Genomic DNA, 24,936 nt, shown 5'->3' with positions numbered 1-24,936 from the left:
AAGCCGGCGGCGATCAGCTGTAGAAGGTGGTGGAGCTGTGGGTGACGGTGGTGCCGCGCTCGCCCCAGTAGGAGGTGATGTCCGCGCGGTAGCGGGTGTCCTCGTAGGCCGTGGCCAAGCTGCCGCAGGTGCTGCCCGGGTGACCGTAGAAGTTGTTGTTGTCGGTGATCGTCGGCGAGGGCCCGGGGCGGGAGAGCGGGACGAGCTTGACCTTCACCCAGCGGGCGCCCTCGGAGTTGAACGCCGCGACGCAGAGGCTGTCGGTGCCGTCGTTGTAGCTGACGGTGCCGTCGCCCACGTTCCTGGAGAAGGAGTTGGCCAGCGCGGGCTGGGCGAGAGCGAAGGTGGCCGCAGCAACGGTGACGCCCACCACGGCGGTCTTGAGGAGGTTCTTCATCATTGCCCTTCGATCGGGAGCGGTGAGGTTTCCACCGCCCTCGCAGCGATCTTGGCCAACGTCTCGTCCGTGACAACAGGTCCTAACGGGAGAATTCTCCAGTTAGTCATGCACTCGTAGACAGATATTCGTCCGGCACGTATCGATGATCAGAGGCACATCTTCCGGCAGAGGAGACGGCGACATGCTGAACGTGATCGGCGCGGGCTTCCCGCGCACGGGAACCTCTTCGATGAAGGCCGCACTGGAACGGCTGGGCTTCGGTCCCTGCTACCACATGTTCGAGATCCTCACCCACCCGGACCACGTGGACCGCTGGCTGCCCGCGGCCGAGGGGCGCGCGCTCGACTGGGACCACGTCCTCGCGGGCTACCGCTCGGCCATGGACTGGCCGGCCAGCCACTTCTGGCGGGAACAGGCCGAGGCCTACCCCGACGCCAAGGTCGTGCTGACCGTACGCGACCCGGCGCGCTGGCGCACCAGCATGCAGGCGCTGATCTCCAACGGCCCCAGGATGCTGGCCGCCACCGGCCTGCCGCCCGCCGCCGAGGAGGTCCTCGGCGGGATGCGCCGCCTGAACCCCGTGCTGGACATGATCGGGCGGGCCGCGTTCGGGCCGGAGTTCGCGATGGCCCACGACATGCCGCCGGTCGAGGTGGCCACGGAGTTCTTCGAGCTGCACACCGAGACCGTCAGGCGCACGATCGCGCCGGAGCGGCTGCTGGTCTTCGACGTGCGCGAGGGCTGGGAGCCGCTGTGCGCGTTCCTGGGGGCCGAGGTGCCGGACGAGCCGTTCCCGCATCTCAACGACGCCGACGCGATGCGGGCCATGCTGGCGCGGCTGACGACGGAGGGAGTGGTGAGCTCGCCGTTCACTGGCGGTTAACCCCCATCGGACTCGACGGTCCGCCCCCATGGCCTCTCACCTGGGCTTTCCCTAGCGTTGACGCATGATCACACTACGCGGGCTGACCAAGCGCTACGGCGCGCGCACCGCGGTCGACGACCTCACCCTGGAGGTACGGCCCGGCGCCGTGACCGGGTTCCTGGGCCCGAACGGCGCCGGGAAATCGACCACGATGCGCATGATCCTCGGACTCGACCGGCCGGACGCGGGCACGGCGCTCGTGGGCGGCCGGCCGTACCACAGGATCGAGAACCCGCTGCGGACGGTCGGCGCGCTCCTGGACGCGCGCGCGGTGCATCCGGGGCGCTCGGCGCGGGCGCATCTGCTGGCGCTGGCCCGCAGCAACGGCATCGGCCGGGCCCGGGTCGGCGAGGTGCTGGAGACCGTCGGGATGGACCGCGCGGCGGGGCGGCGCGCGGGCGCGCTGTCGCTGGGCATGAGCCAGCGCCTCGGGATCGCGGCCGCGCTGCTGGGCGACCCGGCGGTGCTGATGTTCGACGAGCCGGTCAACGGGCTCGACCCGGACGGCGTGCGCTGGATCAGGCGGCTGATGCGCGGCCTGGCCGACGAGGGCAGGACGGTCTTCGTCTCCAGCCATCTGATGAGCGAGATGCAGCTGACCGCCGACCACCTGGTGGTGATCGGGCGCGGGAAACTGATCGTGGACGCGCCGCTGAGCGAGGTGGTCGCGGCGGGCGCGGTGCGGATCCGCTCCCCGCACGCCGGAGATCTCGCGGTACGGCTGCGCGCCGCCGGCGTCGAGGTGTCCAGGACGGGCGAGAGCCAGCTCGTGGCCACCGGCGCGACGACCGAGCGGATCGGCGATCTGGCCCACGAGGCCGGCATCAGGCTGCACGAGCTGAGCGCTCAGGAGGCCTCGCTGGAGCAGGCCTTCCACGAACTGACCGCGGACAGCACCGAGTACGGGAGCCGGGTATGAGACGGGCGATCTCCGCCGAGTGGGTCAAGTTGTGGTCGGTCCGTTCGACCTGGTGGTGCCTGATGGGGGCGGCGGCGATGATGGTGCTGGCCTCGGTCACGGTGGCCGCGGCGCTGGGCTCGCACAACGGGCAGCCGCGCACGGAACGGCTGGCCGCCACGGAGCCGGTCGTGTCGGCGGCGATCTTCGCCCAGTTCGCGATGGTGGCGCTGGCGATGCTGGTGGTGACCTCGGAGTACTCCTCCGGCGGGATCAGGGTGGCGCTGCAGGCGACGCCGGTCAGGGGGCGGCTGCTGGCGGCGAAGGCGCTGGTGGTGGCGCCGGTGATGTTCGTCACCGGGGTGGTGAGCGGGGCCGTGGGGGCGGTGCTGACGTACGTCCTGCTGCGGATGGAGCCGTTCGGGGTGCCGGTCACGCTGGCGGCCGGTGAGACGGCGGGTGACCTGGTCAGGCTGGGGGCGTTCTGCGCGCTGGTGGGCGTGCTGACCGTCGGCGCCGGTGCGGCGCTGCGCAGCGCGGCGGGGACGCTGACCGTAGTGTTCCTGCTGATGATGGGGCTGCCGCTGCTGATCATGATGACCGGCGCGCCGGCGCTGATCGACGCCTCGATGCGGCTGCCGATGTTCGCGGGGCTGGCGTTCATGGAGAGCGTGGAGAACATGACGGGCGGGCCGATGCCGTACGCGCCGGGTGAAGGGCTGGCGTGGCTGCTGGTGTGGACGGCGGCGGCCCTGGCCGCCGGGTACGTCGTCCTCCGCCGGCGCGACGCCTAGACTGCGCTGCCGTGGCGGGAGTCATCGGGAAGAGGCTGGCCGGCGTGCTCGCCGGGCTGCTGTCCGGCCTGCTCGAACTCGCTCTGCTGGCCGTCGCCTGGCCCGCCCGGCGGCGGTGGGGCCCGGCGGTCATGCGGCTCGAACACCGCCGGCTGGCCTGGCTCGGCCTGGACAGCGCCCCGCGGTCGCCCTCCTACCCCTACCTCGCGCTGCGGTCGCTGCTCGGCGTCACCGGCGGATACGCGGTGTTCGCGCTGCTCTTCGTCGCCGGGCTGTTCCTGGCCGGCTCGGTGTGGTCGCTGATCACCGGCCGCTTCGACGTGGTCTCGCTGTCCTTCCCCGGCCTGCACCTGCAGACGCTGAGCTGGACGATCGGGCTGAGCGGCGGCCTGGTCGTGCTCGCGCTGGCCGCCGGCGCGGTGGAGCTGGTCGCGTGGGCGGAGCGGCGGCTGGCCGTACTCTTCCTCGGGCCCGGACCGGAGGAGTTGATGCGGCGGCGCATCGCCGAGCTCACCGACACCAGGCTCGGCATCGTGCGCGCCGTCGACGACGAGCGGCGCAGGATCGAGCGGGACCTGCACGACGGCGTGCAGCAGCACGGCGTGGCGCTGGCCATGCTGCTCGGCCGCGCCCGCCACAGCCCCGCCGCCGCGCCGGAACTCGTCGACCAGGCCTACGCCGAGTCGCGCAGGCTCCTCGACGAGCTGCGCAGCGTCGCCTGGCGCGTCTACCCCACCGCGCTCGACGAGCTCGGGCTGAGGGCCGCGCTCGACGGAGTCGCCGAGCGCGCGGGCGTCCCCGTCACCGTCCGGTACGGCCTGCGCGCCCGCCCCGTCTCCGAGGTGGAGACCGCCCTGTACTTCGTGGCCCGCGAAGCCATCACCAACGCCGTCAAGCACGCGCACGCCCGTGACATCCTGGTCGATCTGCGCGAGGAAGGTGAGGCGATGGTGGTGATGACGGTCTCCGACGACGGCGCGGGCGGCGCCGACCCGGCGGGCGGCGGTCTGTCCGGGCTGGCCAGGCGGGTGCGGGCGCTCGACGGCAGCTTCGAGGTGGTCAGCGGCTCCGACGGGACGACCGTGCGGGCGGTGCTGCCGTGCGGCTGATCCTGGCCGACGACGCGGTCCTGCTGCGCGAGGGACTGATCAGGCTGCTGGAGGACGCCGGACACGAGGTGGCGGCGGCGGTCGGCGACGCCGGGGCCCTGCTGGCGGCGGTCGAGGAGCATCGGCCGGAGGTGGCTGTGGTGGACGTGCGGATGCCGCCCACCCACACCGACGAGGGCCTGCGGGCGGCGCTGGAGATCCGTTCGCGCCGGCCCGAGGTCGGCGTGCTGGTCCTGTCGCAGTACGTGGAGAAGACCTACGCGGCCCGGCTGCTGTCCGGCACCGGCGTCGGCTACCTGCTGAAGGACCGGGTCTCGGAGGTCGGGGAGTTCCTGGACGCGCTGGAGCGGGTGCGGGCGGGCGGGACCGTCCTGGATCCCGAGGTGGTCAGGCAGTTGCTGGCCCGTACCTCCCACGCCGACCCGCTGGCCCGGCTGAGCGCGCGCGAGCGCCAGGTTCTGGAGCACCTGGCGCAGGGCCTGGCCAACACGGCGGTCGCCGAGCGGCTGCACGTCTCGCTCAGCACGGTGGAGAAGCACGTCAACGCGATCTTCGACAAGCTGGAGCTGCCGCAGCACGCCGACTACAACCGCCGCGTGCTGGCCATCCTGCGCTACCTGGACGACTAGAGCGCCTAGACGTAGGCGTCGGCGCGGTCGACGATGCCGGTGGCGCCTTCCTGGCGGGCGCAGTGGGCACAGCAGTACCAGGCGCGGTCCACCTGGACGCCGTGGCCGATCACCCGCGCGCCGCAGTGCTCGCAGATGGGCGCCATCGCCTGGATGGCGCACTGGAAGGAGTCGAACGTGTGCACCGCGCCCTGCGCGTGCACCTCGAAGCTCATGTCGTAGTCGTTGCCGCAGGTCTCGCAGGCAGCCATGGCCGTGCTCCTCTCGTTGATCGATGCGTGGCGGAAATACCCCCTTCTCCCCCGCCTTTTCCCCAACGGCGCCCCATATTCTTCACCGCCGGGCGGCGGCCACGAGCAGAGGAACGGCGAGCAGGGCCAGCGACGCCAGCGCCACCGGCAGGCCGGCCGCCGCGGACAGGGCGCCGACCAGGAGCGGGCTGGCCACGAAGCCCGCGTAGGAGATGGTGGAGATCGCGGCCACCAGCGAGCCGCCCGGGTCGTCGGCCGCCGCGCGGCTCAGCAGGGCGGGGACCGGCGGGCCGAGCGCCAGGCCGGTCAGCGCGAAGCCGGCCAGCGCCCAGGCGGGCGAGGTCGCGAGAGCGGCCAGGACGATGCCGGCGCCGCCGCCCAGACCGGCGACGGCCAGCAGCGCACGGGTGCCGAGCCTCGGCCAGGCCTGGGCCAGCAGGCGTCCCACGGTCAGGGCGGCCATGTAGACGGCGGGGGCGGAGCCGGACAGCAGGGCGGTGGCGCCCAGGTGGTCCTCCAGGAGCAGGGCGGACCACTGCTCGACCGCGTTCTCGATGATCAGCACGCAGGCGGCCAGGGCGCCCAGGAGTGCCGCCCGGCGCCATGGCGTGGTGGTGCGGCTCGCCGTACCGGCGGGCGGGCCCAGGGGAAGGGAGAGCGGCGCGAACGCCGCGCCGAGCGCCACCACCGCGACGGCGACCAGCGCGGGTCCCGGGCCGGCGCCGAGCTCCCTGGCCAGGCCGGTGGCGGGCGCGGCCACGATGACGGCCAGCGGGAAGGCGGCGTACACCGGCTGGAACAGCCTGCGCCCGCTCTGCCGCTCCGCCCGCCCGGTGGCGAGGTTCAGCGTGACGTCCAGCGCGCCGCTGGCCGCCCCGAGCAGCAGCAAAGCCCCCGCCAGCAGGTACGGCGAGCCGCCGGCCGCCCAGGCGACCACCAGGATGCTCAGGCCGAACAGTGCCGTGGCGGTGGTGAGCCCGGCGCGCTCCCTGCCCCTGGCCAGGCGTCCGGCCAGGGCCATCGCGGGGATCGCGCCCACCGGGACCCCGCTCAGCGCGAGCCCGAGATCGGCCGTGGAGATCGCGAGCTGTTCCTTGATCGCCGGAAGCAACGCCGCCCACGAGCCCCAGAACACCCCCCACACAGCGCAGACCAGGATGAGCGGCACGCCTACCGATGCTGCCACACCACGGCCCGGCCGCTTTCGCCCTCGCACGCGCGTTGCCACAGGACGGGCCAGCCTCCTCTTCCCAGCCAGGCGGCCGGGGCGAGCAGGCCGTGGGCGGCGATCCGGTCCCAGAAGGCGTCGAGGTCGGCGCCGAGTTCCAGGGCGCCGGAGCGGGCGCCGTGCCAGGGGCCGTCCTCGTCGGCCAGGCTGGAGGCGGGGTATCCGGGGATCTCCACGGCCGCCGGGCGCGCCACCGCCACCAGGCCGTCAGCGGGCCCCCAGCAGGTGACGGCGGTGGTCAGCGCGCACAGCACTCCGGTGCCGGGACGGCGGGCCATCGCGCGAGCCAGCCGCGTGTCACCGGCGCCGGCCAGTTCGCCCAGCGCCCGCCGCAGCCGGAGCGCCACCAGCTCGGCCGTCCTGGCCTGGGCGATCGCCGCGTGCCTGGCCAGCTTGCGCAGCGAACCCAGCACCGGCTCGTCCCTGGCCAGCGGCGCCACCCGGGCGGCCAGCGCGGGCTCCAGCCCGCCGATCGCCCTGCTCATCGGCCGGACGCCGGTCAGCGCCCAGAGCCCGGCTGCGCCGAACGTGTCCAGCGCGCCGCCGCACGCCCGTGCCATCTCCTCCCGGCCGGCCCGCCGCAGAGCCACCAGTCCGGCCTCGGTGCCCGCACCGAGCACGAAACCCTTGACGAGCGCGGACAACGCGGGCAGCGCATCGGCGAGAGCCCGCTCGGCCAGGGCCGTCAGGGGCTCCCCGGCCTCGCGGAACAACCGTCCAGGCCGCCGTCCGGGCCCTTTGACCGGCCGGGGCGCGCGCTGCGGCAGCCGTGCCGACGGCATCGGCAGCCGCCCCGCCCACGCCCGTACCCGGCGCTCCAGCTCCACCTCCGGGTCGGCGTTGAACCTGGCCCTGATCTCCCCCACGCGCCACCCGTGCCGTTCGGGCCTGATCTCCACGTTGGCCGTGATCTGTCCGTCGCTGTCGACGAGCGCGGCCAGCACGGCGCGTCCCGCCGACGCCTCCTCCAGGTAGTACGGCCCGGCGATGCAGTTGCCCATGTAGGCGGCCCACTCGGCCGTGGCCCGCGGGTCGCGCGCCCAGCGGACCGTGACCGTGGTGCCGGGCACCCGGGCGCCCTCCAGCCGGGCCAGTTCATCGGGCAGCGGGAAGACGCCGGTCAGGGCCTCGGCGACAGCCGTACCGGCGAGCAGGCCGTCGACCAGCTCCGCCCAGGTACGGCAGCGCGAGACCCGCCCGCCCAGCGACACGAGCCGCGCCGCGCCCGCCAGGGCGAGCGCGACGGACTCCACCCGGGGCACCAGCGGCGCGGGCTCGGCGGGCTCGGGGTCCCAGTCGGCATGAGGGACGATCGGCCCGTGCGCGATCGCGGCGGCGTCGTGGCCGTGCGCGGCGGCGAGGGCGTCGGCCAGGTCGGCCAGCCAGAGCAGGTCGCCCACCACCTCGGACCCGCCGTCCTGAGCGGACCGGGCGGAGAGCGGCTCGGCGCCGCCGCACAGGACCGGCTGGGCCCAGGTGCGGGGAGAGCGGGCCCCGCTCAAGGGCACCGCGGCGCGCCAGGCGCTCAGGTCGCGGCCGGTCCAGTGCCGCAGGTCCTGATGGACGTGCTCGGGGATGTCGATCAGCAGTCCCTCGGCCGCGTTCAGCACGACGACGCCGTAGTCGCGGGCCCTGGCCAGCCGCTGGTGGGCCAGGTCGGGGCGGTCCGGCCGGCCGGCCAGGTCGCGGACGTAGAAGCCGGGCCGCGGCGGCAGCCCCGCCTGCCCGGACAGGCGGCGCGAGCCCTGCACCGTTCCGGCGGCCGCGTTCAGCTGCGCGGTCATGCTCGCCAGGCCCGCCCGGGTCCCGAGGTCGGCCACGGCCACCGCGGTACGCAGCAGGACGGTCGCGGCCATCGCGTCCTCCAGGGCCGTCTGCAGCATGACCGCCCAGTCGGTGGGGCCCGGCGTCCAGCGTGCGGCGTCGGCCAGCGACGGCGTCCAGCCCATGGTCATCCCGAGGCGGCGCACGATCAGCTCGTCGGCGCCGCGCCGGTAGAGCTCGCGCAGCTCGTTCTCCCGGCCGATCTTCCCGTGCACCGCCAGCCTGGCCGCCCGCCGCGCGCCGGCCGCGTGGTGCGCGGCGACCCGCTCCCACAGGTCCATGAGCGGCGCCGTCCTGCGGGGCCGTGGCACGTCCGCGAAGATCTGTCCCAGATGTACGGCCAGCCGCGACGCCCGTCCCCGCCCGGCGATCCCGTCGGATCCGGAGCACGCGCCCAGAAGGGCTTCCAGTTGCTCCGGGCCCAGGATGTCGCTGGCCGCCGAGGCCAGGGTGAGCGCGTCCCAGCGGCCCTCGGCGACGGCCGCGGCGGCCGCGGCGCCGACCGGCTTGGTGGCGGCGGGACCGAACAGCGCCACCAGCACCCCCGCGCGCTCCCCGAGCAGGTGCGCCCGCTCGGGCCCGAGCGCACGCAGGGCGGCGAGGACGGCGTCCCGGCGGTCACCTGCGGCCCCGGCCAGCCGCGCGGAGCGGAACCCGTCGCCCAGGTCCACCCCTGCCCCGGCGGCGTCCTCGCCGCCGGCGGCCACGAGCCGCCGCAGTTCCGTCAGTGCGGGAGCCGGGTCTCGTCCCTCGGGCCCCACGACGACCGCCGCGCCCTGTCGTGGACGCGCGGGGTCGAGCACCCGGACCAGCAGGCCCGGGTGGGTCACCACGCCAAAGGCCAGCCGTGTCATGATCCTCCCTCCGCTTTCCACGGTAGGGATCACATGTCCGGAAAACACCTGCTTTTCGGCGCTACCCCGGCTCCCCGCCGCCGCCCCGCCGGCGCCGGACGGAGTGGGCACGGCGCGCGATGACGTCGTCGCGCCGGCCGGGTGAGCGCGGTGCCGGGGCGACCCGGCCCGCGCCGGCAGAGGAGATCCACCGGCGCGTGCCGGCGCCGGAGAAGGCGCTGCGCGTGATCAGCGGAAGCGGGCCTTCCCGCGCTTGTTCCAGCCACCGTTGACGTCGAGGTACTCCCTGGAGTGCCAGTTCTTGAACTGCTGGAGCGCGCGGGCCGCGCCGCCGGCGTAGTCGACCTTGTCGGGGTTCCAGAGGCCGAGCTTGTGGTAGCGGTAGAGCTGCGTGCCGGCCTGCTCCTCGGTCCTGGCCGGCGGGGTGGCGCCGGTCCTGAGGTCGTTCCAGGCGCGGCCCTTGGCGGTCAGGGCCCCGTCGCGGCCGATGAGGTCGTGCTTGCAGTAGGTACGGTGCTGCCGCTTGGCGACCTTGGAATTGTCGGAGTACTCGACCCGGTTCGGGTCGAAGGCGCACTTGTCCTTGGCGGCGGAAGCCGTACCGGGGAAGAGGGCGAGGGCGCCGAGCGCGCCGGCGGCGAGGGCGGCCGTGATGATCGTTCTGGTGTTCATGCAGATGAAGATGCCCGCCCAGTTCCAAGGCCGTTCCCCGGTCACCACCCGGTTGCGTAACGGAAGGTCCAGGAGAAATGCGTTGTGAGCGGCAGCAGGTGGCGGTTAGGTTGCAACTGCCTGCCAACCCGGCGGCAACCGGGCCGGGTGACCGTGGAAGCGAGAGGGGGCAGACCATGCGACGCGTCAGGAAGATCAAGCCATCGACCAAGAAACGCCCTGAGCTGGACCTGCGCACCCCGTCAGGGCGACGACTTCCTTACTGATTGTGGTCCTTACGACCAACTTACGGGTGGTTCTGTAGATAACATAGGTAACAGAAACATCACGCCGGGGGGCTTGAGGATGAAGAGGCTAATGGTGGTGCCGCCGCGTATCGCCAGGCACAAGGTCCGCGACATCCGTTCGGGCGGCCGCCGCGGGCCCGTGGTCGCCGACCCCAAGGTCGTCGACCTTCGTGCCTACAGCGGCCGTAATGTGATCCTTTTCCCCGGCGGGCCGACGCCCGCCGCGTGATCACACCTTGTAGAGCTTGTCGGCGTAGCCCTTGCTGTAGTACGCCTCCAGCTGCTCGACGCTCTCGGTCACCGTCTGGACGTCCTTGACGATCCGCGCGTGCGAGGGCAGCTCGTCGGGGCTCCACGACTCCGGCTTCCACAGGGACGAGCGCATGAACGCCTTGGCGCAGTGGTGGAAGATCTGCTCGATCTCGACCACGAGCGCCAGGTGGGGACGGTGGCCCTTGACGATCATCTCGTCGAAGAACGGCGCCTCGCGGATCAGGCGCGCCCTGCCGTTGATGCGCAGGGTCTCGTTTCTGCCGGGAATCATGTAGAGCAGCCCGACCTGCGGGTTGCGCAGAATGTTGAGGAAGCCGTCGGCGCGGCGGTTGCCGGGCCGGTCGGGAATGGCGATCGTGGAATCGTCGATCACATGGGTGAAGCCCGCCGGGTCCCCCTTCGGGGACACGTCGCAGGTGCCGTCGTCGCTCGAGGTCGCGATCAGGCAGAACGGCGAGGCCGCCAGCCATGCCCGGTCGAGCGCGTGCAGTCGGGGGCGGTCCTTGGTCGCCGCTCTCGGCATCACCTCGCCCAGCAGTTCACGGAGTTCTTCGGCTGATTCGATCTCCATCCAGGTCATTGGCCCATTCTTGACCATCCGCTCGCGAAGCGGGCAACGGGGTCTACCATCGGCGGGCCCGCGCCATCACGTCCAGGAGGGCGTCGCGCTCGGCGGCGAAGGAGTCCAGGTCCATGCGCTCGCGTTCGGCGCGCACGTGCAGCATGGTCAGTTCGGTGGCCGCTTGCTGGTAGTCGGACATCGCCCGGCCCAGCCCCGCCTTCTGCGCCCACGCCCGCGCGTGCTTGCGCGCCTTCAGCGTGGTCAGCATGCCGAGGTCCTGCGGGCTGAGCAGGCCGGTGCCCTGGTAGCGGGGCAGCACGTCACCCATCCTGGCCACCAGTGCCCGCCGCTCGCGTACCGTGACCAGGATCAGCATGACGAGCACCGCCATGATCACCAGATAGGCGAGGCCGAAGAAGGGCAGGGAGCCGGTGGTGGCGCTGCCGTTCCAGAGCATGTGCAGCGAGACCGCGCCCAGATACCCCAGCGGGATCGCCCAGTAGCGCCGCCGCACCGCCGCGTACGCCACCCCGATGCCGATCAGCGAGGTGTAGACCGGATGCCCCAGCGGTGAGATCACCCCGCGCAGCACGAACGTCGCCACGGCCCCGTCGACCCCGCCCTGCCCGAACGAGCCCAGGTAGTAGCCGACGTTCTCCACGGCGGCGAAACCGAGCCCGGCCATGCCCGCGTAGATGATGCCGTCGGTCAGCCCGTCGATCTCCCGCCGCCTGCGCAGCAGCGCCAGCAGCGCCGCGCCCTTCAGCGCCTCCTCGATCACCGGCGCGAGCACGACCGTTCCCACGTCGTCGGTGACGCCCGCGCTGTAGCCGAGCCCGGCGACGACCGCCTGGCCCGCCATCGTGAGCGCGATCCCGAGCACGATCGCCACCCCCGCGCCCCACGCGAAGGCGAAGCCCAGGTACAGCCGGGGTTCCGGCTCCAGCCGGTCCAGGCCGAGGACCGCCGACAGCAGGATCGGCAGCGGCGCCAGCGCGAGCAGCATCGACAGGCCCCACCCGACGGGGCCGCCGCTGAGCAGCAGGACGGTGAGCACGAGCGCGGCCAGCGCGCTGGACACCCCCAGACCGAGCAGCAGCCGCAGGCTCGGCCGCGGCGCCAGGGCGGGGGGACGGAGGTCGACAGCCATGCCTCACTGTGCCCCCGTCCTGTCAACGTCCGCTTGACAGCCGCTTGAATCTTTACTCGATCGCTTTGAGCACGGCGTCGGCGATGGAGCGCGGGTCCACGCCGAAATGCTCGCGCACCGCCTCGCGGGTGTCGGACAGGCCGAAGCCGTCGGTGCCCAGCGAGGTCCAGGGGCGCTCGATCCACGGCGCGATCTGGTCGGGCACCGCCCGCATCCAGTCGCTCACCGCGATCACCGGCCCGTCCGTCCCGGCGAGGGCCCGCTTCAGGTACGGCACGCCGTCCGTGGCCATCGCCTCCCTGCGCAGCTCACTCCAGGAGGTGACCGACCAGACGTCGGCGCCCACGCCGTACTCCTCGTCGAGCATCTTCTGCGCGGCCAGCGCCCAGTGCACGGCGGTGCCGCTGGCCAGGATGTGCGCCTGCCCGCCGCCGTCGGAGTACCGGTAGATGCCCTTGACGATGCCTTCCTCGACGCCCTCCGGCATGGCGGGCTGCGGCAGCGGCTCGTTGTAGACGGTGAGGTAGTAGAAGACGTTCTCGGGGGCGGGGCCGTACATGCGGCGCAGGCCGTCGCGCACGATCACGCCCACCTCGTAGGCGAAGGCCGGGTCGTAGGACAGCGCGGCCGGGTTGGCCGAGGCCAGCAGGTGCGAGTGCCCGTCGGCGTGCTGGAGTCCCTCCCCGGTCATGGTGGTACGGCCCGCCGTGGCCCCGACCAGGAAGCCACGGCCGAGCTGGTCGGCCAGCGCCCACATCTGGTCGCCGGTCCGCTGCCAGCCGAACATCGAGTAGAAGATGTAGAACGGGATCATCGGCTCGCCGTGGGTGGCGTAGCTGGTGGCGGCGGCGGTCAGGGAGGCCATCGAGCCGGCCTCGGTGATGCCCTCGATGAGGATCTGGCCCTGTTCCGACTCCTTGTAGGCCAGCAGGAGCTCCCGGTCGACGGAGTCGTAGCGCTGACCGAGCGGCGAGTAGATCTTCGCGGTGGGGAAGAGCGACTCCATGCCGAACGTCCTGGCCTCGTCGGGCACGATGGGCACCCAGCGGCGGCCGGTCTCCGGTTCCCTCATCAGGTCCTTGACGAGGCGGACGAAGGCCATCGTGGTGGCCACCGGCTGCGTGGACCCCTTGGCCAGGGACTGGAACGGCTTGTCGCCCGGCAGTTCCAGACTCTTCTGGACGTATGCGCGCTTGGGGATGGGGCCGCCGAGGGCCGCGCGGCGCTCCAGCGCGTACCTGACCTCGGGCGAGTCGGGGCCCGGGTGGAGGAACGGCGGGAACTCGCCCTCCAGCGGCGGGACCGGCAGGCCCAGCCGCTCGCCCATCTCCCGGAACTCCGGCAGGGTGAGCTTCTTCATCTGGTGGTTGGCGTTGCGGGCCTCGACCCCGGCGCCGAGCGTCCAGCCCTTGACCGTCTGCACCAGGACGACGGTCGGCGCGCCCTTGACGGACGTGGCCCGCCGGTAGGCGGCGTACACCTTGCGCGGCTCGTGCCCGGCCCGGGAACCGCCGACGACGCGCCGCAGTTCCTCGTCGCTCGCGCTCGTGCGCAGCCCGTGGAACAGGTGCTCGCGGATGTAGGCGCCGTCGGAGGCGGCGAACGTCTGGAACTGGCCGTCGGGGATCTCCCCCAGCCGGGCGACCAGCTCGTCGTCGTGGAGCAGGCCGTCCCACTCCTGGCCCCACAGCGCCTTGACCACGTGCCAGCCGGCGCCGCGGAAGACGCTCTCCAGCTCCTGGACGATGCGGGTGTTGCCGCGTACCGGGCCGTCGAGGCGCTGGAGGTTGCAGTTGATCACGAAGGTGAGGTTGTCGAGCCCTTCGCGGGCGGCCAGGGTGAGCGCCGCCGTGGACTCGGGCTCGTCCATCTCGCCGTCGCCGAGAAAGGCCCAGACGTGGCTGTTGCTCGTGTCCTTGATGCCGCGGTTGTGGAGATAGCGGTTGAACCTGGCCTGGTAGACCGCGTTGAGCGGGCCCAGGCCCATGGAGACGGTCGGGAACTGCCAGAAGTCCGGCAGGGCGCGCGGGTGCGGGTAGGAGGGCAGCCCGCCGCGGGTCTCGCGCCGGAAGGCGTCCAGCTGCTGCTCGCTCAGGCGGCCTTCGAGGAAGGCGCGGGCGTAGATGCCCGGGGAGGCGTGTCCCTGGAAGTACACCTGGTCGTCGGTGCCGTGGAAGAAATGGTTGAACCCGATCTCGTACAGCCAGGCCGCGGAGGCGTACGTGGCCATGTGCCCGCCCAGGCCCAGTTTGCTGCCCCTGCTGACCATGGCCGCGGCGTTCCAGCGGTCGTAGGCCGCGATGCGCTCCTCCAGCTCCAGGTCACCCGGGTAGGGCGGTTCCTCGGCCGTGGGCACGGTGTTCACGTATCGGGAGGACGTGGCCAGCCTCCGCAGCAGGTAGTCGGCCCGTTCGGGACCGGCCGCCCGCCTGACCGCGTCGAGCGACTCCAGCCACTCGGCGGTCTCCTGAGGATCCAGATCTTTCTCCATACCTACCATTAAACACCCAATGATCGATCATTGGGTGTTCGGGTGACTGGATTCGCGATTTAATCTTGTGTGTGAAACCCGTAGTGCGATCCCCGCTCCGCGACGACATCCGCCGGCAACTGCTGGACGGCCTGATCACCGGCCGCTGGGCCCCCGGCGAGCGCATCGTGGAGCGCCGCGTGGCCGCCGACCTGGGCGTCAGCCAGGCCCCGGTCCGCGAGGCGCTGCGCGAGCTGGAGTCGCTGCGCCTGATCGAGTCCTCGCCCAACAAAGGCGCGCGCGTACGCCCCGTCACCCGGGCCGACCTGCGCGAGGTCTACCAGGTGCGGGCCGGGCTCGAGGAGACCGCGGCCCGCCTGGGCGCCCCGGCGGTGGAGGCGCTGGAGGCCCACACGGCCCGGCTCGAAGCGGCCGCGGCGACCGGCTCGCTGTCCGGCCAGGTGTCGGCCGGGATCGCCTTCCACCGGGAGATCGTCGCCGCCTCGGGCAACGCGCTGCTGCTGTCGGTGTGGGACGGCCTGGGCCTGGAGGTGTGGACACACCTGTCGATCCGGGTGTTCCGCGCCGAACTCCACGAGAACGCCGCCGACCACCAACCGCTCGTGGACGCCTTCCGCGCGGGCGACCCCCGGGCCCCGGGCCTCCTGCGCGAGCACATCCTCAGCTACGCGCCGTGAGGAAGGCCGCGACGCGCGCCGGCCAGGTGCGGATGCCGGCCACGGTGTCCGAGACGTGCAGAGTGGCGGCCGGGAGCAGGCCGGCGAGCGCCTCGGCCGTGGACAAAGGATGGCCGTCGTCGGTGTCCCAGGCCAGAATCAGCGCCGGGTGCGTCAGCGCGGACAGCTCCGCCGGCGCGGGCAGGTCGGAGGCGGCCAGACCGCGCATGACCGAGGGCAGCAGATCCCAGGAGACGTCCGGCAGCGGGAACGCGGGCCCCTGCGCGAAGATCGCGGGCGGTTCCTCTCCGGCCATCAGGTCGGCGAAGCCCTTCGTTCCCCGGGTCTCCAGCGCCTCGGCCGCCTCCCGGTAGTGGGCGGCCACCGCCTTCCTGGTCTCCCACGCGGTCGGCGGGATGATCAGCACGAACCGTTCGAAGGCCTCCGGCCGCTTCAGCGCGGCGTGCAGCACGGTGGCCGTGCCCATGGAGGCGCCCATCCCGGTCACCGGCCCGGCGTCCACGCGGTCGATCACCGCGAGCAGGTCGTCGGCCAGGTTCGTGAAGACATAGTCCTCGGGTACGGCCCGGCCGCTCGACTCGCCGTGGCCGCGGACGTCATAGCGGACCAGCCTGGCCACCTCCTCCACCGGCTCCCACACGAACAGCCCGTGCCGCCGCTCAGCGGCCCTGCTGGACATGGCGCCGTGGACGTGGACCGCGAGCGGCCCGCCCTCCCTGCCGCTCACCGCGTAGGCCAGATCGGCTCCCTCTCGGGCGACGGTTGCCATCACTTCCTCCTCAGCATGGTGGGGATGCCCACGGCGGCGACCGTACAGATCACCGCGATCACCCACAACCGCCGGCGCGGCCCCCTCCCCCGCCACGACCCGGCTGCCCGGCGCGCCGTCACCCACCCCGGGCCCGACCATGCTCACGGCCGGTCCGTCACGCGATCCCGCCCACCAAACGGCAGACGCGCTAGGGTCGCCCCATGCCCCGCACGATCGCCACCACGACCCGCGTCGACCTGCCCGAGCTGCTGGAGTTTCTGCGCCCGCGCCACCACGGGCTGCTGTCCACGGCCCGCGCCTCCGGCCGCCCCCAGCTCTCGCCGGTCGCCTGCGGCGTGGACGAGTCCGGGCGGATCGTCGTGTCCACCTACCCGGACCGCGCCAAGGCGCACAACGCCCGGCGCGAGGAACAGGTGTCGATCTGCGTGCTGTCCGACGACTGGAACGGCCCGTACGTGCAGGTCGACGGCCGCGCCGAGGTGCTGGACATGCCGGACGCCGAGGACGCGCTGGTGGAGTACTTCCGGTGCATCGCCGGCGAGCACCCGGACTGGCGGGAGTACCGCGAGGCCATGCGCCACCAGGACAAGTCGCTGATCCGGATCACCATCGACTCCTGGGGCCCGATCGCCACCGGCGGGTTTCCCGCGCGACTGGCGGACTGACATCGGGGATGCTGGAGGGGTGGCGGAAGGCATCTTCATCCGGCTGCTCGGATCGGTGGGCGCGCGGGACGGCTCGCGCGCCGTCGAGCTCGGGGCGCCGCGCAGGCAGGCCGTGCTGGCGATGCTGGCCGCGCGGGCGGGCGCGCCGGTCACGGTGGAGGCGCTGGTCGACGGGGTGTGGGGCGAGAGCGCCCCGCGCAGTGCCGTACAGAACGTCCACACCTACATCGCCGGGCTGCGGCGGGCGCTGGAGCCAGGGCGGTCCCCGCGCGCCCCGGCCGGACTGCTGAGAGGCGTGCGCGGCGGCTACCTGCTGGCTCTGGCCCCCTCGTGCGTCGACTCCCTGGTCTTCGCCGACCGCGTCGAGCGGGCCCGCGCCTTACCGGCTGACCGGGCGCTGGCCCATCTGGACGAGGCGCTCGGGCTGTGGCGGGGTCCTGCGCTGTTCGGCCTGCCGGGCCCGTTCGCGGAGATCGAGGGGCAGCGGCTGGAGGAGCTCCGGCTGACCGTCGTCGAGGAAAGGGCCGCGCTGCTGCTCGACGCGGGCCGCGACGCCGACGCGCTGGACGGCCTGGAGCAGGTGGCGCACGCCCATCCGCTGCGCGAGCGGCTGTGGGAGCTGCTGATCCGCGCCCAGGCCGGCAGCGGCCGCCGGGCGGAGGCGGCCAGATCGTTCGAGCGGGCGCGCCACAACCTGGCCGAGGAGCTGGGCGTGCGTCCCGGGCAGGGGTTGCGCGCGGCCCTGGAGGGGCTGGGGCAGGTCCGTGACCGCCGCGCGCCGCAGCAACTGCCACGCGACCTGCGTGGCTTCGTGGGCCGCGAGGCCGAGACGGCGGCGCTGTGCTCGCTGCTGGCGCCGCCCGCCGGCACGGCGCAGGCGTCCGTGGTGGCCGTCACCGGCGTGGCGGGGGCGGGCAAGTCCGCGTTGGCCGTCCACGTGGCCCACCTGCTGCACGCCCGGTTCCCCGACGGCCGGCTGTTCACGAACCTGCGCGGCGCCACGCCCGGGGTTCAGGCGGTGAGCCCGCTGGAGGCGCTGGGCCGGTTCTTACGGGCGCTGGGCGTGGCGGCCGAGGACGTACCGGTCGATCTGGACGAGGCCATCGCCCTGTGGCACAGCCGCCTGGACGGCCGGCGCGTGCTCGTCGTGCTCGACGACGCCAAGGACCCGGCCCAGGTACGGCCGCTGCTGTCGGTGCCGGCGGGCAACGCCGTACTCCTGACCAGCAGAGAGTCCTTCTCCTGCGTCGACGACTGCGCGCAGGTCGGCCTGGCGACGCTGCCGGAGCCGGAGGGCGCGGCCATGCTGGCCGAGCTGGTGGGCGGCGAGCGGGTGCGGGCCGAGCCGCTGGCGGGCCGGCGGCTGGTCGAGCTGTGCGGCGGCCTGCCGCTGGCGATCAGGGTCGCGGCGGCGCGGCTGCTGGACGACCCGCACGCGGGCCTGGCCCGGCACGTGGCCCTGCTGGAGGACGAGCACTCCCGGCTGGAGGAGCTGCAGGCGGGCGACATCGCGGTGCGCTCCAGCCTGATGGGCAGCTGGAGCGCGCTGGCCGGCAGCGAGCACGAGCGCGACCGGCAGGCCGCCGAGGCCCTCGCCGCCCTGGGACTGCTCGACGTGGCCGAGTTGTCGCCGCAGGTGGTGGCGGCGCTCATGGGAACGGGCGTCGCGGTCGCCGAGCGGGCGCTGAACCGGCTGGCCGCGGCGCATCTGATCGACCGCGTGCGGTCCGGCCGCTACCACCTGCACGACCTCGTACGGCTGTTCGCCCGCGAGATCGCCCCGCGACGGCGCCGCGAACCGCTGCTCAGAGCCCTGGGCTTCTACGCCGCCACGGCCCGCGCGGCCACCATCCTGCGCGACCCGCACCGGGTGCAGCCCGCCGGCCCGCCGGTCACCGCCGAACCCCAGCCCTTCGCCGACCGGGACGAGGCGTGCGCGTGGCTCGTCGCCGAGGATCCCAACCTGGTCGCGGCGGCGTGGCAGGCGATGGGCGAGCCCGACGACGAGATCGCCGCGCTGGGCGTCGCCGTGACGTTCGCGCTCCTGTGGCACCAGATCGACGCGTGCGCCATGGCCGACATGCGGCGGCTCAACGAACGGGCCCTGGTCGTGTCCCGGCGGCTGGGCCAGGACCGGCTGATCCTGGAGTGCCACAACCACCTGGGCCACACGGCCAACTGCTACCACCGCACTCCCGAGGCCATCTGGCACTACGAGCAACAGCTCGACCTGGCCCGGCGGCTGGCGGACCCGTTCTGCGAGCAGCGGGCCCTGGGCAACATGGCCTCGACCCAGCACACCGGCGGCCTGTTCGCGCAGGCACTCGACTCGGCCCTGGCCCAGCTGGCCCTCGCCCGCAGGGAGGGGTTCGCCGTCGGGGAGCGCTTCGCGCTGTTCATCGCCGGCTCCGCCTACCGCGGCCTGGGCCGATCGGCCGAGGCGCGGGACCTGCTGACGCGGGCGTTCGACCTGGCCGTCGAGGCGGGCGACGACTTCCAGGTCCTGTCCACGGGCCGCGAGCTGGCCGAGCTCTACCTGGACCTGTACGACTTCGAGGAGGCGCTGGAACGGCTGACGCGCACCCACGCGCTGGCCGTGGCGCTCAACAGCAAGAAGTGCACGATCGCCTGCCTGATGGCCCTGGCCACGGCCTACCGGCGGCTCGGCGACCCGTCCAGGGCCCACGCCCACCTGACCGAGGCCGCCGCCCTCATCGAGGAGACCGGCGACGCCTACCACCTCGAACGCCTCCACCAGGAGGAACGGGCGGTCCGCCTTGATCTCAGCTGAGGTTGAGGTTCTAGCGTGGGGGCGTGAGACGTGGACGGATGCTCGCCGTGCTGCTCGTGGCCTGGTTCATGGCGCAGTTCGACTTCTTCGTGGTCAACGTGGCCGCGCCGGCCTTCGAGCGGGAACTGGGCGCGAGCCAGGCGCAGCTTGAGCTGATCGTGGGCGGCTACGCGTTCACGTTCGCCGCCGGGATGATCACCGGCGGGCGGCTGGGCGACCGCTACGGCTACCGCGGGATGTTCGTCGCCGGGATGACCGCGTTCACCCTCGCCTCGGTCCTGTGCGGGCTGGCACTCGACCCGGCCCAGCTCATCGCCGCCCGGCTCCTGCAAGGGCTGGCCGGCGCGATCATGGTGCCGCAGGTGCTGGCGATGATCCCGGTGATCTTCGAGCCGCGCGAGCGCCCCATGGCCGTCGGCTGGTACGGCGTCGCGGGCGGCGTCGGCGCGATCGCCGGGCAGGTGCTCGGCGGGCTGCTGCTCACCGTCGACGTCCTGGGCCTGGGATGGCGGATCGTCTTCCTGCTCAACCTGCCGATCGGCGTGGTCACGATCGTCCTGGCGGCCCGCCTGCTGCCGAAGGCCGGCCCGGGGACGTACGCGCGGCTGGACCTGCGTGGCGCCGCCGGGCTGGCGCTCGGGCTGGCGTTGCTGCTGGTGCCGCTCGGGCTCGGGCACAGCCTGGGCTGGCCGGTGTGGGCGTTGGTGTGCATGGCTTCCGCCGTACCGGTGCTGGCGCTGACCGGGTGGTGGCAGCGGGTGCTGGCCGCGCGCGGCGGTCAGCCCGTGCTGGACCTGGCGTTGCTGAAGGTGCGCTCCTACGTCGCCGGGGTCGGCGCGGTCACCGCTTTCACCGCCTATTTCGTGTCGTTCATGTTCACGCTGACGCTGCTGCTGCAGGGCGGGTTCGGGCTGGACGCGTTCCAGGCGGGGCTGGCGTTCGCGCCGATGGGGCTGATGTTCTCGATCACCTCGCTGCTCGGCAGCCGCCTGGTCCGCCGGTACGGCCCGCGGGTCGTCATGATCGGCGGCTGTGTCACCGCGGCCGGGCTGACCGGGATGCTCTTCGTGGAAGGGGTGCCGTGGACCATCGCGGCGCTCATGGTGGTCGGCACCGGCAACGGGCTGGTGCTGCCGCAGCTGATCGGCACCGCGCTGGTCGAGGTGGAGCCGGGGCAGGCGGGCATCGCCTCGGGCTTCCTGACGACGGCCCAGCAGTTCGCCGGGTCCGGCGGGGTCGCGGTGATCGGGGCGGTGTTCTTCGCGGCGGCCGCGGGACCGGGCGGCTACGCCGCGGGCATGCGCTGGTCGGCCGCGATCGATCTCGCGCTGATCCTGGTCGTGGTCGCCGTGGTGGCCTGCAACGGCCGCCGGGCGCTCACCCGAGCTGAGCTTCCAGTCCCTTCACGTCGGACATGACCCAGTACTCGGCGAAGCGGCCGCCTTCGGCCCGCAGGATGTCGTGGCCGCTGAAGGCGATCGGCCTGCCCTGATGGTCGCCGCTGAACGTCCAGCGGGCGGCCACGAGGTCGCCGGTGACGATCGGGCCCACGTCGAGCGTGACCTTCACGCCGGTGAAGGGTTCGTGGCCCTGCTTCAGCACCTCGATCAGCTCGTCGGGGCCCCGTACGTCCATGCCGGGCCAGTGGCCGGTGAAGTCGTCGGTGACGAGTTCCCGGGCGAGTGCGAAGTCGCCGTTCCACATCTCCAGGAGCCAGCGTTCGTACAGGTTGATGACCATATCCAGCGACGTACCCACTAGGTTGCCCTTCATGAACGTTGCGATTACCGGGGGTTATGTCGTGCCCGTGACGGGCGCGCCCGTCGAGAACGGCACCATTCTCATCCAGGACGGGAAGATCACCGCCGTCGGCGCGGACGTGAGCGTGCCCGACGGCGTCGAGATCGTGGACGCGGGCGGCGCCTGGGTGCTGCCCGGCTTCGTCGAGGCTCACGGGCACATGGGCGTCCACGAGGAGGCCGACGGCTGGGCCGGCCAGGACACCAACGAGATGACCGACCCGAACGGCGCCCGCCTGCGCGCGCTCGACGCGATCAACCCGGCCGACCTCGGCTTCGGCGACGCGCTGTCCGGCGGCGTCACCACCGCGGTGATCAAGCCGGGCTCCGCCAACCCCATCGGCGGGCAGACCGTGGCGCTCAAGTGCTGGGGCAGGAGCGTGGAGGAGATGCTCCTGCGCGAGCCGGTAAGCGTGAAGAGCGCGCTCGGCGAGAACCCCAAGCGGGTGTACGGCGACCAGAAGAAGCTGCCCTCGACCCGCCAGGGCGTGGCCGCGGTGATCCGCGACGCGTTCATGAAGGCCCAGGACTACCGGGCCAAGCGGGCGGCGGCGGCCGACGAGGGCAAGCCGTTCGACCGGGACGGCACGATGGAGGTGCTGGTCAGGGTGCTGGACGGGGAGCTGCCCTGGTGCCAGCACACCCACCGCGCCGACGACATCGCCACCGCGCTGCGCCTGGCCGACGAATTCGGCTACCGGGTGATCGTCAACCACGCCACGGAGGGGCATCTGCTGGCCGACGTGCTCGCCGAGCGGCGGATTCCGGTGATCATCGGGCCGCTGTTCACCAGCCGGACGAAGGTGGAGCTGCGCCAGCGGTCGTTGCGCAACCCCGGCATTCTGGCCAGGGCGGGCGTCGAGCTGGCCATCACGACCGACCATCCGGTGGTGCCGATCCACTTCCTGGTGCACCAGGCGACGCTGGCCGTGAAGGAGGGGCTCGACCGGGAGACGGCTCTGCGATCCATCACGGTGAACCCGGCCAAGATCATGGGGCTGGACGACCGGGTCGGGGCGCTGGCGCCGGGGCTCGACGGCGACGTGGTGATCTGGTCGGGGGATCCGCTGGACGTCATGAGCAGGGCGCTGAGGGTCTTCGTGTCCGGGCGTGAGGTGTACACGTTCTCCGATGAGCTGGGCGAGGGTGTGGTGGCCGACCCCTACTACCGCGAGTCCTGATTTTTCACGCCTTAACGCGCCGCGTCCCGTTTGGGGGCGCGGCGCGTTGGTTTGCGGCATGCCGTACAGTGAAAAAATCTAACACTCGTTCAATTTGTTTGCGGAGGCTTCTCCCATGGCCAACCCCTATGCGGCGTTGTTCAGGACGCCAGGCGCCGTGGCCTTCTCCCTCGCCGGATTCGTGGGGCGCATGCCCATCTCGATGACCGGGATCGGAGTGCTGACGATGTTGTCCCAGATGCGGGGCGGCTACGCGCTCGCCGGAGCCGTGGCCGCGACCTTCACGCTGTCCACCGCCCTCGCGGGTCCGCAGGTGTCGCGGCTGGTGGACCGGCTGGGGCAGGGGCGGGTGCTGCTGCCCGCCGCCGGGCTCAGCGTCGCCGGGCTCGCCGCCCTCCTGCTGTGCGCCCGCTCCGGCGCGCCCGCCTGGACGTTGTTCGTCTTCGCCGCGCTGGCCGGGACGCTGCCCAACCTGGCCGCGATGGTCCGCGCCCGCTGGACCCACGCGCACCGCGACTCCCCCCATCTGCACGCGGCCTTCTCGCTGGAGTCGGTGGTGGACGAGCTGACCTTCGTCATCGGTCCTGCGCTGTCGGTGGCACTGTCCACGGCGTGGTTCCCCGAGGCGGGCCCGCTGGTGGCCGGGGTGCTGCTGGTGGCCGGGGTCGTGCTGCTGGTGCCGCAGCGGCGCACCGAGCCGCCCGTTCAGAGGTACGACGCCGCCGCCGGCCCGAGCCGCTCGGCCGTCCGGATCCCGGCGGTGCGGCTGCTGGCGCTGCTCCTGGCGGCGGGCGGCGTGATCGCGGGCACGGTCGACGTGGTCAGCGTGGCCTTCGCCGCCCAGGCGGGCGCACCGGCGAGCGCCGGGTTCGTCCTGGCCGCCTACGCGGGCGGGTCGGCGCTGTCCGGGCTGGTGTTCGGGGCGCTGCGGCTCGCGGTGCCGCTGCCCCGGCTGCTGCTCGTCAGCGTGACCGGGACCGCGCTGACCACGGTGCCGCTGCTGTTCGCGGGCGGCGTGGCGGCGCTGGCCGCGGCGGTGTTCGCCGCCGGGCTGTTCTTCGCCCCTACGATGATCGTGGTGATGAGGCTCGTGGAGCGCGCGGTTCCCGCCTCGTCGCTCACCGAGGGGATGACCTGGGCGATCACCGGGCTGAGCGCGGGCATCGCGCTGGGCGCGGCGTTCGCGGGCGCGCTGGTCGACCGCTACGGCCCGACGAGCGGGTTCGGCGTCGCCGTCGCGGCGGGAGCGGTCGCGCTGACGCTGGCCGTCCGGGCCGCCCGCGCCCCGGCAGGAAAGGAGGCGAAAGGTGAACGAGCCGCTCACTGACGGGCGCCGCATCAAGGGCGAGCAACGCAAGCGGGAACTGATCGAGGCGACGATCCGGGTGGTCGCCCGCGACGGCGTGGCCGGTGTCAGCCACCGCACCGTCGCCAAGGAGGCCGGCCAGCCCGCCACCGCCGCCGCCTACTACTTCAAGGCCATCGACGACCTGCTCACCGCCGCGCTGACCTCCTGCATGGACGAGGACGCCGAGCGCATGCGCCGCCTGGCCGACATGGACGACCCCGAGGAGGGCCTGCGGGCCCTGGCGGCGCTGATGTGCCGGGTCGTGGCCGCCCCCGCCCACCTGCTCGCCGAGTACGAGCTCTACCTCCTGGCCGCCCGCCGACCCGAGCTGCGCGAGCCCACCCGGCGCTGGCTGGCCGCCGTCGAGCGCTTCGGCCGCCGCCACACCGACGATCCGGTACGGCTGCGCGTCCTCGCCGGCACGATCGACGGCGTGCTGATGCAGGCGCTGCTCACCGACACGCCGCCCGGCAGGGAGGACTGGGAGGACATCCTGCGGGCCGTGCTGCTCACACCCGGTCCAGAAACCGGGCGATGAGCGGGGCGATCTCCGCCAGGTCCTCCTCCAGCGCGAAGTGGCCGGTGTCGAAGACGTGGAGCTCGGCGCCGGGCAGATCGCGCAGGTAGGCGCGGGCGCCGGGCTCGGGGAAGAACGGGTCGTTGCGGCCCCACACGATCAGGGCGGGCGGGGTGTGCTCGCGCAGCCATGCCTGCCACCTGTCGTACTGCTCGACGTTGGAGCGGTAGTCGAAGGCCAGCGCGACCTGGGCCTCCTTGCGGCCGGGCAGGTCCAGGAAGTGCTGGTCGAGCGTCCAGCCGTCGGGCGAGAGGCGCTCGGGGTGACGGGTGCCCGACTCGTACTGGCCGCGGGTGCCGGACAGGGTGAGCAGGCCGCGGATCGTCTCCTCCGCGCCGGGCGTCTCCGGCCGCAGGGCGACGAAGTCGCGAGCTCCGGCCGACAGGCCCTCCTCATAGGCGTTGCCGTTCTGGATCACGAGACCGGCGATCCACTCGGGGTGCCGCAGCGCGAGACGGAAGCCGATCGGGGCGCCGAAGTCGAAGACGTACATGGTGAAGCGGGTGAGGCCGAGTTCGCGCACGAACCCCTCGGTGATGTCGGCGAGCCGGTCGAAGGAGTAGGTGAAGTCCTCGGGCGCCTGGGTGTGGCCGAAACCCGGATAGTCGGGGGCGATCAGCCGGTATCGGTCGCCGAGTTCGGCGATCAGCTGCCGGAACTGGTGCGAGCCGGACGGGAAGCCGTGCAGCAGCAGGAGCACAGGAGCGTCGGGCGTGGCGGGGACGGACTCGCGGTAGAAGACGCGCACGCCTTCGACGTCGGCATACATGCTGAACTAA

The 24,936-nt window shown here is 72.9% G+C and carries 24 protein-coding genes; 13 read left to right on the top strand and 11 right to left on the bottom strand.

Annotated elements, in window-relative coordinates; all coding sequences use genetic code 11:
• Window positions 1-13 precede the first annotated feature (13 nt).
• A complete protein-coding gene (locus ACIBI5_RS01125; RefSeq protein WP_397241903.1) occupies window positions 14-400 on the bottom strand; it encodes a hypothetical protein in 387 nt (128 codons plus the stop codon).
• 181 nt (window positions 401-581) lie between these two features.
• Between ACIBI5_RS01125 and ACIBI5_RS01120 the strand changes: the two genes are divergently transcribed.
• From ACIBI5_RS01120 to ACIBI5_RS01100, 5 genes are all read left to right on the top strand, one after another.
• Window positions 582-1,283 (top strand): sulfotransferase family protein, encoded by a 702-nt coding sequence (locus tag ACIBI5_RS01120; RefSeq protein ID WP_397241902.1) that lies wholly within the window; start codon window positions 582-584, stop codon window positions 1,281-1,283.
• Between the two features lie 64 nt (window positions 1,284-1,347).
• Window positions 1,348-2,244, top strand: a complete 897-nt coding sequence (locus ACIBI5_RS01115; RefSeq protein ID WP_397241901.1) for an ATP-binding cassette domain-containing protein — start codon at window positions 1,348-1,350, stop codon at window positions 2,242-2,244.
• The gene (locus ACIBI5_RS01110) at window positions 2,241-3,017 is read left to right on the top strand and encodes an ABC transporter permease (protein ID WP_397241900.1); all 777 of its coding nucleotides are present in this window, start codon (window positions 2,241-2,243) and stop codon (window positions 3,015-3,017) included. The genes ACIBI5_RS01115 and ACIBI5_RS01110 overlap by 4 nt, the downstream gene beginning before the upstream one ends.
• A gap of 11 nt (window positions 3,018-3,028) precedes the next feature.
• Window positions 3,029-4,126 carry a sensor histidine kinase gene (locus tag ACIBI5_RS01105; protein ID WP_397241899.1) on the top strand — a complete coding sequence of 366 codons (1,098 nt, stop codon included), beginning with the start codon at window positions 3,029-3,031 and terminating at the stop codon, window positions 4,124-4,126.
• Window positions 4,117-4,755, top strand: coding sequence for a response regulator (locus tag ACIBI5_RS01100; protein WP_379609464.1), 639 nt, complete (start codon window positions 4,117-4,119; stop codon window positions 4,753-4,755). The genes ACIBI5_RS01105 and ACIBI5_RS01100 overlap by 10 nt, the downstream gene beginning before the upstream one ends.
• A gap of 5 nt (window positions 4,756-4,760) precedes the next feature.
• Here ACIBI5_RS01100 and ACIBI5_RS01095 read toward each other — a convergent pair whose 3' ends face one another.
• The 4 genes from ACIBI5_RS01095 to ACIBI5_RS01080 all read right to left on the bottom strand — a co-directional run bounded on the left by ACIBI5_RS01095 (window position 4,761) and on the right by ACIBI5_RS01080 (window position 9,584).
• Complete coding sequence (locus tag ACIBI5_RS01095) at window positions 4,761-5,006, bottom strand: hypothetical protein (RefSeq protein WP_184974494.1); 246 nt, start codon at window positions 5,004-5,006, stop codon at window positions 4,761-4,763.
• Between the two features lie 82 nt (window positions 5,007-5,088).
• Window positions 5,089-6,174: an MFS transporter gene (locus ACIBI5_RS01090; protein ID WP_397241898.1), complete on the bottom strand. Its 1,086-nt coding sequence runs from the start codon at window positions 6,172-6,174 to the stop codon at window positions 5,089-5,091.
• A gap of 2 nt (window positions 6,175-6,176) precedes the next feature.
• Window positions 6,177-8,912: a hypothetical protein gene (locus tag ACIBI5_RS01085; protein ID WP_397241897.1), complete on the bottom strand. Its 2,736-nt coding sequence runs from the start codon at window positions 8,910-8,912 to the stop codon at window positions 6,177-6,179.
• A 228-nt stretch (window positions 8,913-9,140) separates the two neighbouring features.
• A complete protein-coding gene (locus ACIBI5_RS01080; protein ID WP_397241896.1) occupies window positions 9,141-9,584 on the bottom strand; it encodes a hypothetical protein in 444 nt (147 codons plus the stop codon).
• A gap of 345 nt (window positions 9,585-9,929) precedes the next feature.
• Between ACIBI5_RS01080 and ACIBI5_RS01075 the strand changes: the two genes are divergently transcribed.
• A complete protein-coding gene (locus ACIBI5_RS01075) occupies window positions 9,930-10,100 on the top strand; it encodes a hypothetical protein (protein WP_184974622.1) in 171 nt (56 codons plus the stop codon).
• Here ACIBI5_RS01075 and ACIBI5_RS01070 read toward each other — a convergent pair whose 3' ends face one another.
• Genes ACIBI5_RS01070 through aceE form a run of 3 tightly spaced genes read right to left on the bottom strand, consistent with a single transcriptional unit; the run spans window position 10,101 to window position 14,347 of the window.
• The gene (locus tag ACIBI5_RS01070; protein WP_397241895.1) at window positions 10,101-10,724 is read right to left on the bottom strand and encodes a pyridoxamine 5'-phosphate oxidase family protein; all 624 of its coding nucleotides are present in this window, start codon (window positions 10,722-10,724) and stop codon (window positions 10,101-10,103) included. It abuts the gene before it with no gap.
• Between the two features lie 43 nt (window positions 10,725-10,767).
• On the bottom strand, window positions 10,768-11,856 hold the full coding sequence (locus tag ACIBI5_RS01065) for a PrsW family intramembrane metalloprotease (protein WP_397241894.1): 1,089 nt from the start codon (window positions 11,854-11,856) through the stop codon (window positions 10,768-10,770).
• Window positions 11,857-11,908: 52 nt separating this feature from the next.
• Window positions 11,909-14,347: a pyruvate dehydrogenase (acetyl-transferring), homodimeric type gene (gene aceE / locus ACIBI5_RS01060; RefSeq protein WP_397241893.1), complete on the bottom strand. Its 2,439-nt coding sequence runs from the start codon at window positions 14,345-14,347 to the stop codon at window positions 11,909-11,911.
• Between the two features lie 71 nt (window positions 14,348-14,418).
• Here aceE and ACIBI5_RS01055 point away from each other — a divergent pair, with 71 nt between their 5' ends.
• Window positions 14,419-15,024 carry a GntR family transcriptional regulator gene (locus ACIBI5_RS01055; protein ID WP_397241892.1) on the top strand — a complete coding sequence of 202 codons (606 nt, stop codon included), beginning with the start codon at window positions 14,419-14,421 and terminating at the stop codon, window positions 15,022-15,024.
• Here the strand turns inward: ACIBI5_RS01055 and ACIBI5_RS01050 are convergent.
• Window positions 15,008-15,793 carry an alpha/beta fold hydrolase gene (locus ACIBI5_RS01050; RefSeq protein WP_397241891.1) on the bottom strand — a complete coding sequence of 262 codons (786 nt, stop codon included), beginning with the start codon at window positions 15,791-15,793 and terminating at the stop codon, window positions 15,008-15,010. The two genes, ACIBI5_RS01055 and ACIBI5_RS01050, sit on opposite strands and share 17 nt — an antisense overlap.
• Before the next feature lie 203 nt (window positions 15,794-15,996).
• On the opposite strand from ACIBI5_RS01050, the gene ACIBI5_RS01045 reads away from it, so the two are divergent.
• From ACIBI5_RS01045 to ACIBI5_RS01035, 3 genes are read left to right on the top strand one after another with little or no spacing between them, the layout of a single operon-like run.
• Window positions 15,997-16,461, top strand: coding sequence for a PPOX class F420-dependent oxidoreductase (locus ACIBI5_RS01045; protein ID WP_397241890.1), 465 nt, complete (start codon window positions 15,997-15,999; stop codon window positions 16,459-16,461).
• Window positions 16,462-16,480: 19 nt separating this feature from the next.
• On the top strand, window positions 16,481-19,252 hold the full coding sequence (locus ACIBI5_RS01040; RefSeq protein WP_397241889.1) for a BTAD domain-containing putative transcriptional regulator: 2,772 nt from the start codon (window positions 16,481-16,483) through the stop codon (window positions 19,250-19,252).
• A 23-nt stretch (window positions 19,253-19,275) separates the two neighbouring features.
• Window positions 19,276-20,670, top strand: coding sequence for an MFS transporter (locus ACIBI5_RS01035; RefSeq protein WP_397241887.1), 1,395 nt, complete (start codon window positions 19,276-19,278; stop codon window positions 20,668-20,670).
• Here the strand turns inward: ACIBI5_RS01035 and ACIBI5_RS01030 are convergent.
• Window positions 20,630-21,025, bottom strand: a complete 396-nt coding sequence (locus tag ACIBI5_RS01030) for an ester cyclase (RefSeq protein WP_397241885.1) — start codon at window positions 21,023-21,025, stop codon at window positions 20,630-20,632. The two genes, ACIBI5_RS01035 and ACIBI5_RS01030, sit on opposite strands and share 41 nt — an antisense overlap.
• On the opposite strand from ACIBI5_RS01030, the gene ACIBI5_RS01025 reads away from it, so the two are divergent.
• The 3 genes from ACIBI5_RS01025 (at window position 21,024) to ACIBI5_RS01015 (ending at window position 24,118) form a co-directional block, all read left to right on the top strand.
• The gene (locus ACIBI5_RS01025) at window positions 21,024-22,232 is read left to right on the top strand and encodes an amidohydrolase (RefSeq protein WP_397241883.1); all 1,209 of its coding nucleotides are present in this window, start codon (window positions 21,024-21,026) and stop codon (window positions 22,230-22,232) included. The two genes, ACIBI5_RS01030 and ACIBI5_RS01025, sit on opposite strands and share 2 nt — an antisense overlap.
• A 115-nt stretch (window positions 22,233-22,347) precedes the next feature.
• Window positions 22,348-23,559 (top strand): MFS transporter, encoded by a 1,212-nt coding sequence (locus ACIBI5_RS01020; RefSeq protein ID WP_397241881.1) that lies wholly within the window; start codon window positions 22,348-22,350, stop codon window positions 23,557-23,559.
• The gene (locus ACIBI5_RS01015) at window positions 23,540-24,118 is read left to right on the top strand and encodes a TetR/AcrR family transcriptional regulator (RefSeq protein WP_397241879.1); all 579 of its coding nucleotides are present in this window, start codon (window positions 23,540-23,542) and stop codon (window positions 24,116-24,118) included. The genes ACIBI5_RS01020 and ACIBI5_RS01015 overlap by 20 nt, the downstream gene beginning before the upstream one ends.
• Here the strand turns inward: ACIBI5_RS01015 and ACIBI5_RS01010 are convergent.
• Window positions 24,090-24,926 carry an alpha/beta fold hydrolase gene (locus tag ACIBI5_RS01010; RefSeq protein ID WP_397241877.1) on the bottom strand — a complete coding sequence of 279 codons (837 nt, stop codon included), beginning with the start codon at window positions 24,924-24,926 and terminating at the stop codon, window positions 24,090-24,092. The genes ACIBI5_RS01015 and ACIBI5_RS01010 overlap by 29 nt on opposite strands.
• Window positions 24,927-24,936: the final 10 nt, after the last annotated feature.

The sequence above is a fragment of the Nonomuraea sp. NPDC050540 genome (assembly GCF_044457485.1).
GTDB lineage: Bacteria > Actinomycetota > Actinomycetes > Streptosporangiales > Streptosporangiaceae > Nonomuraea.
This window is presented reverse-complemented; position numbering and strand designations above follow the sequence as displayed.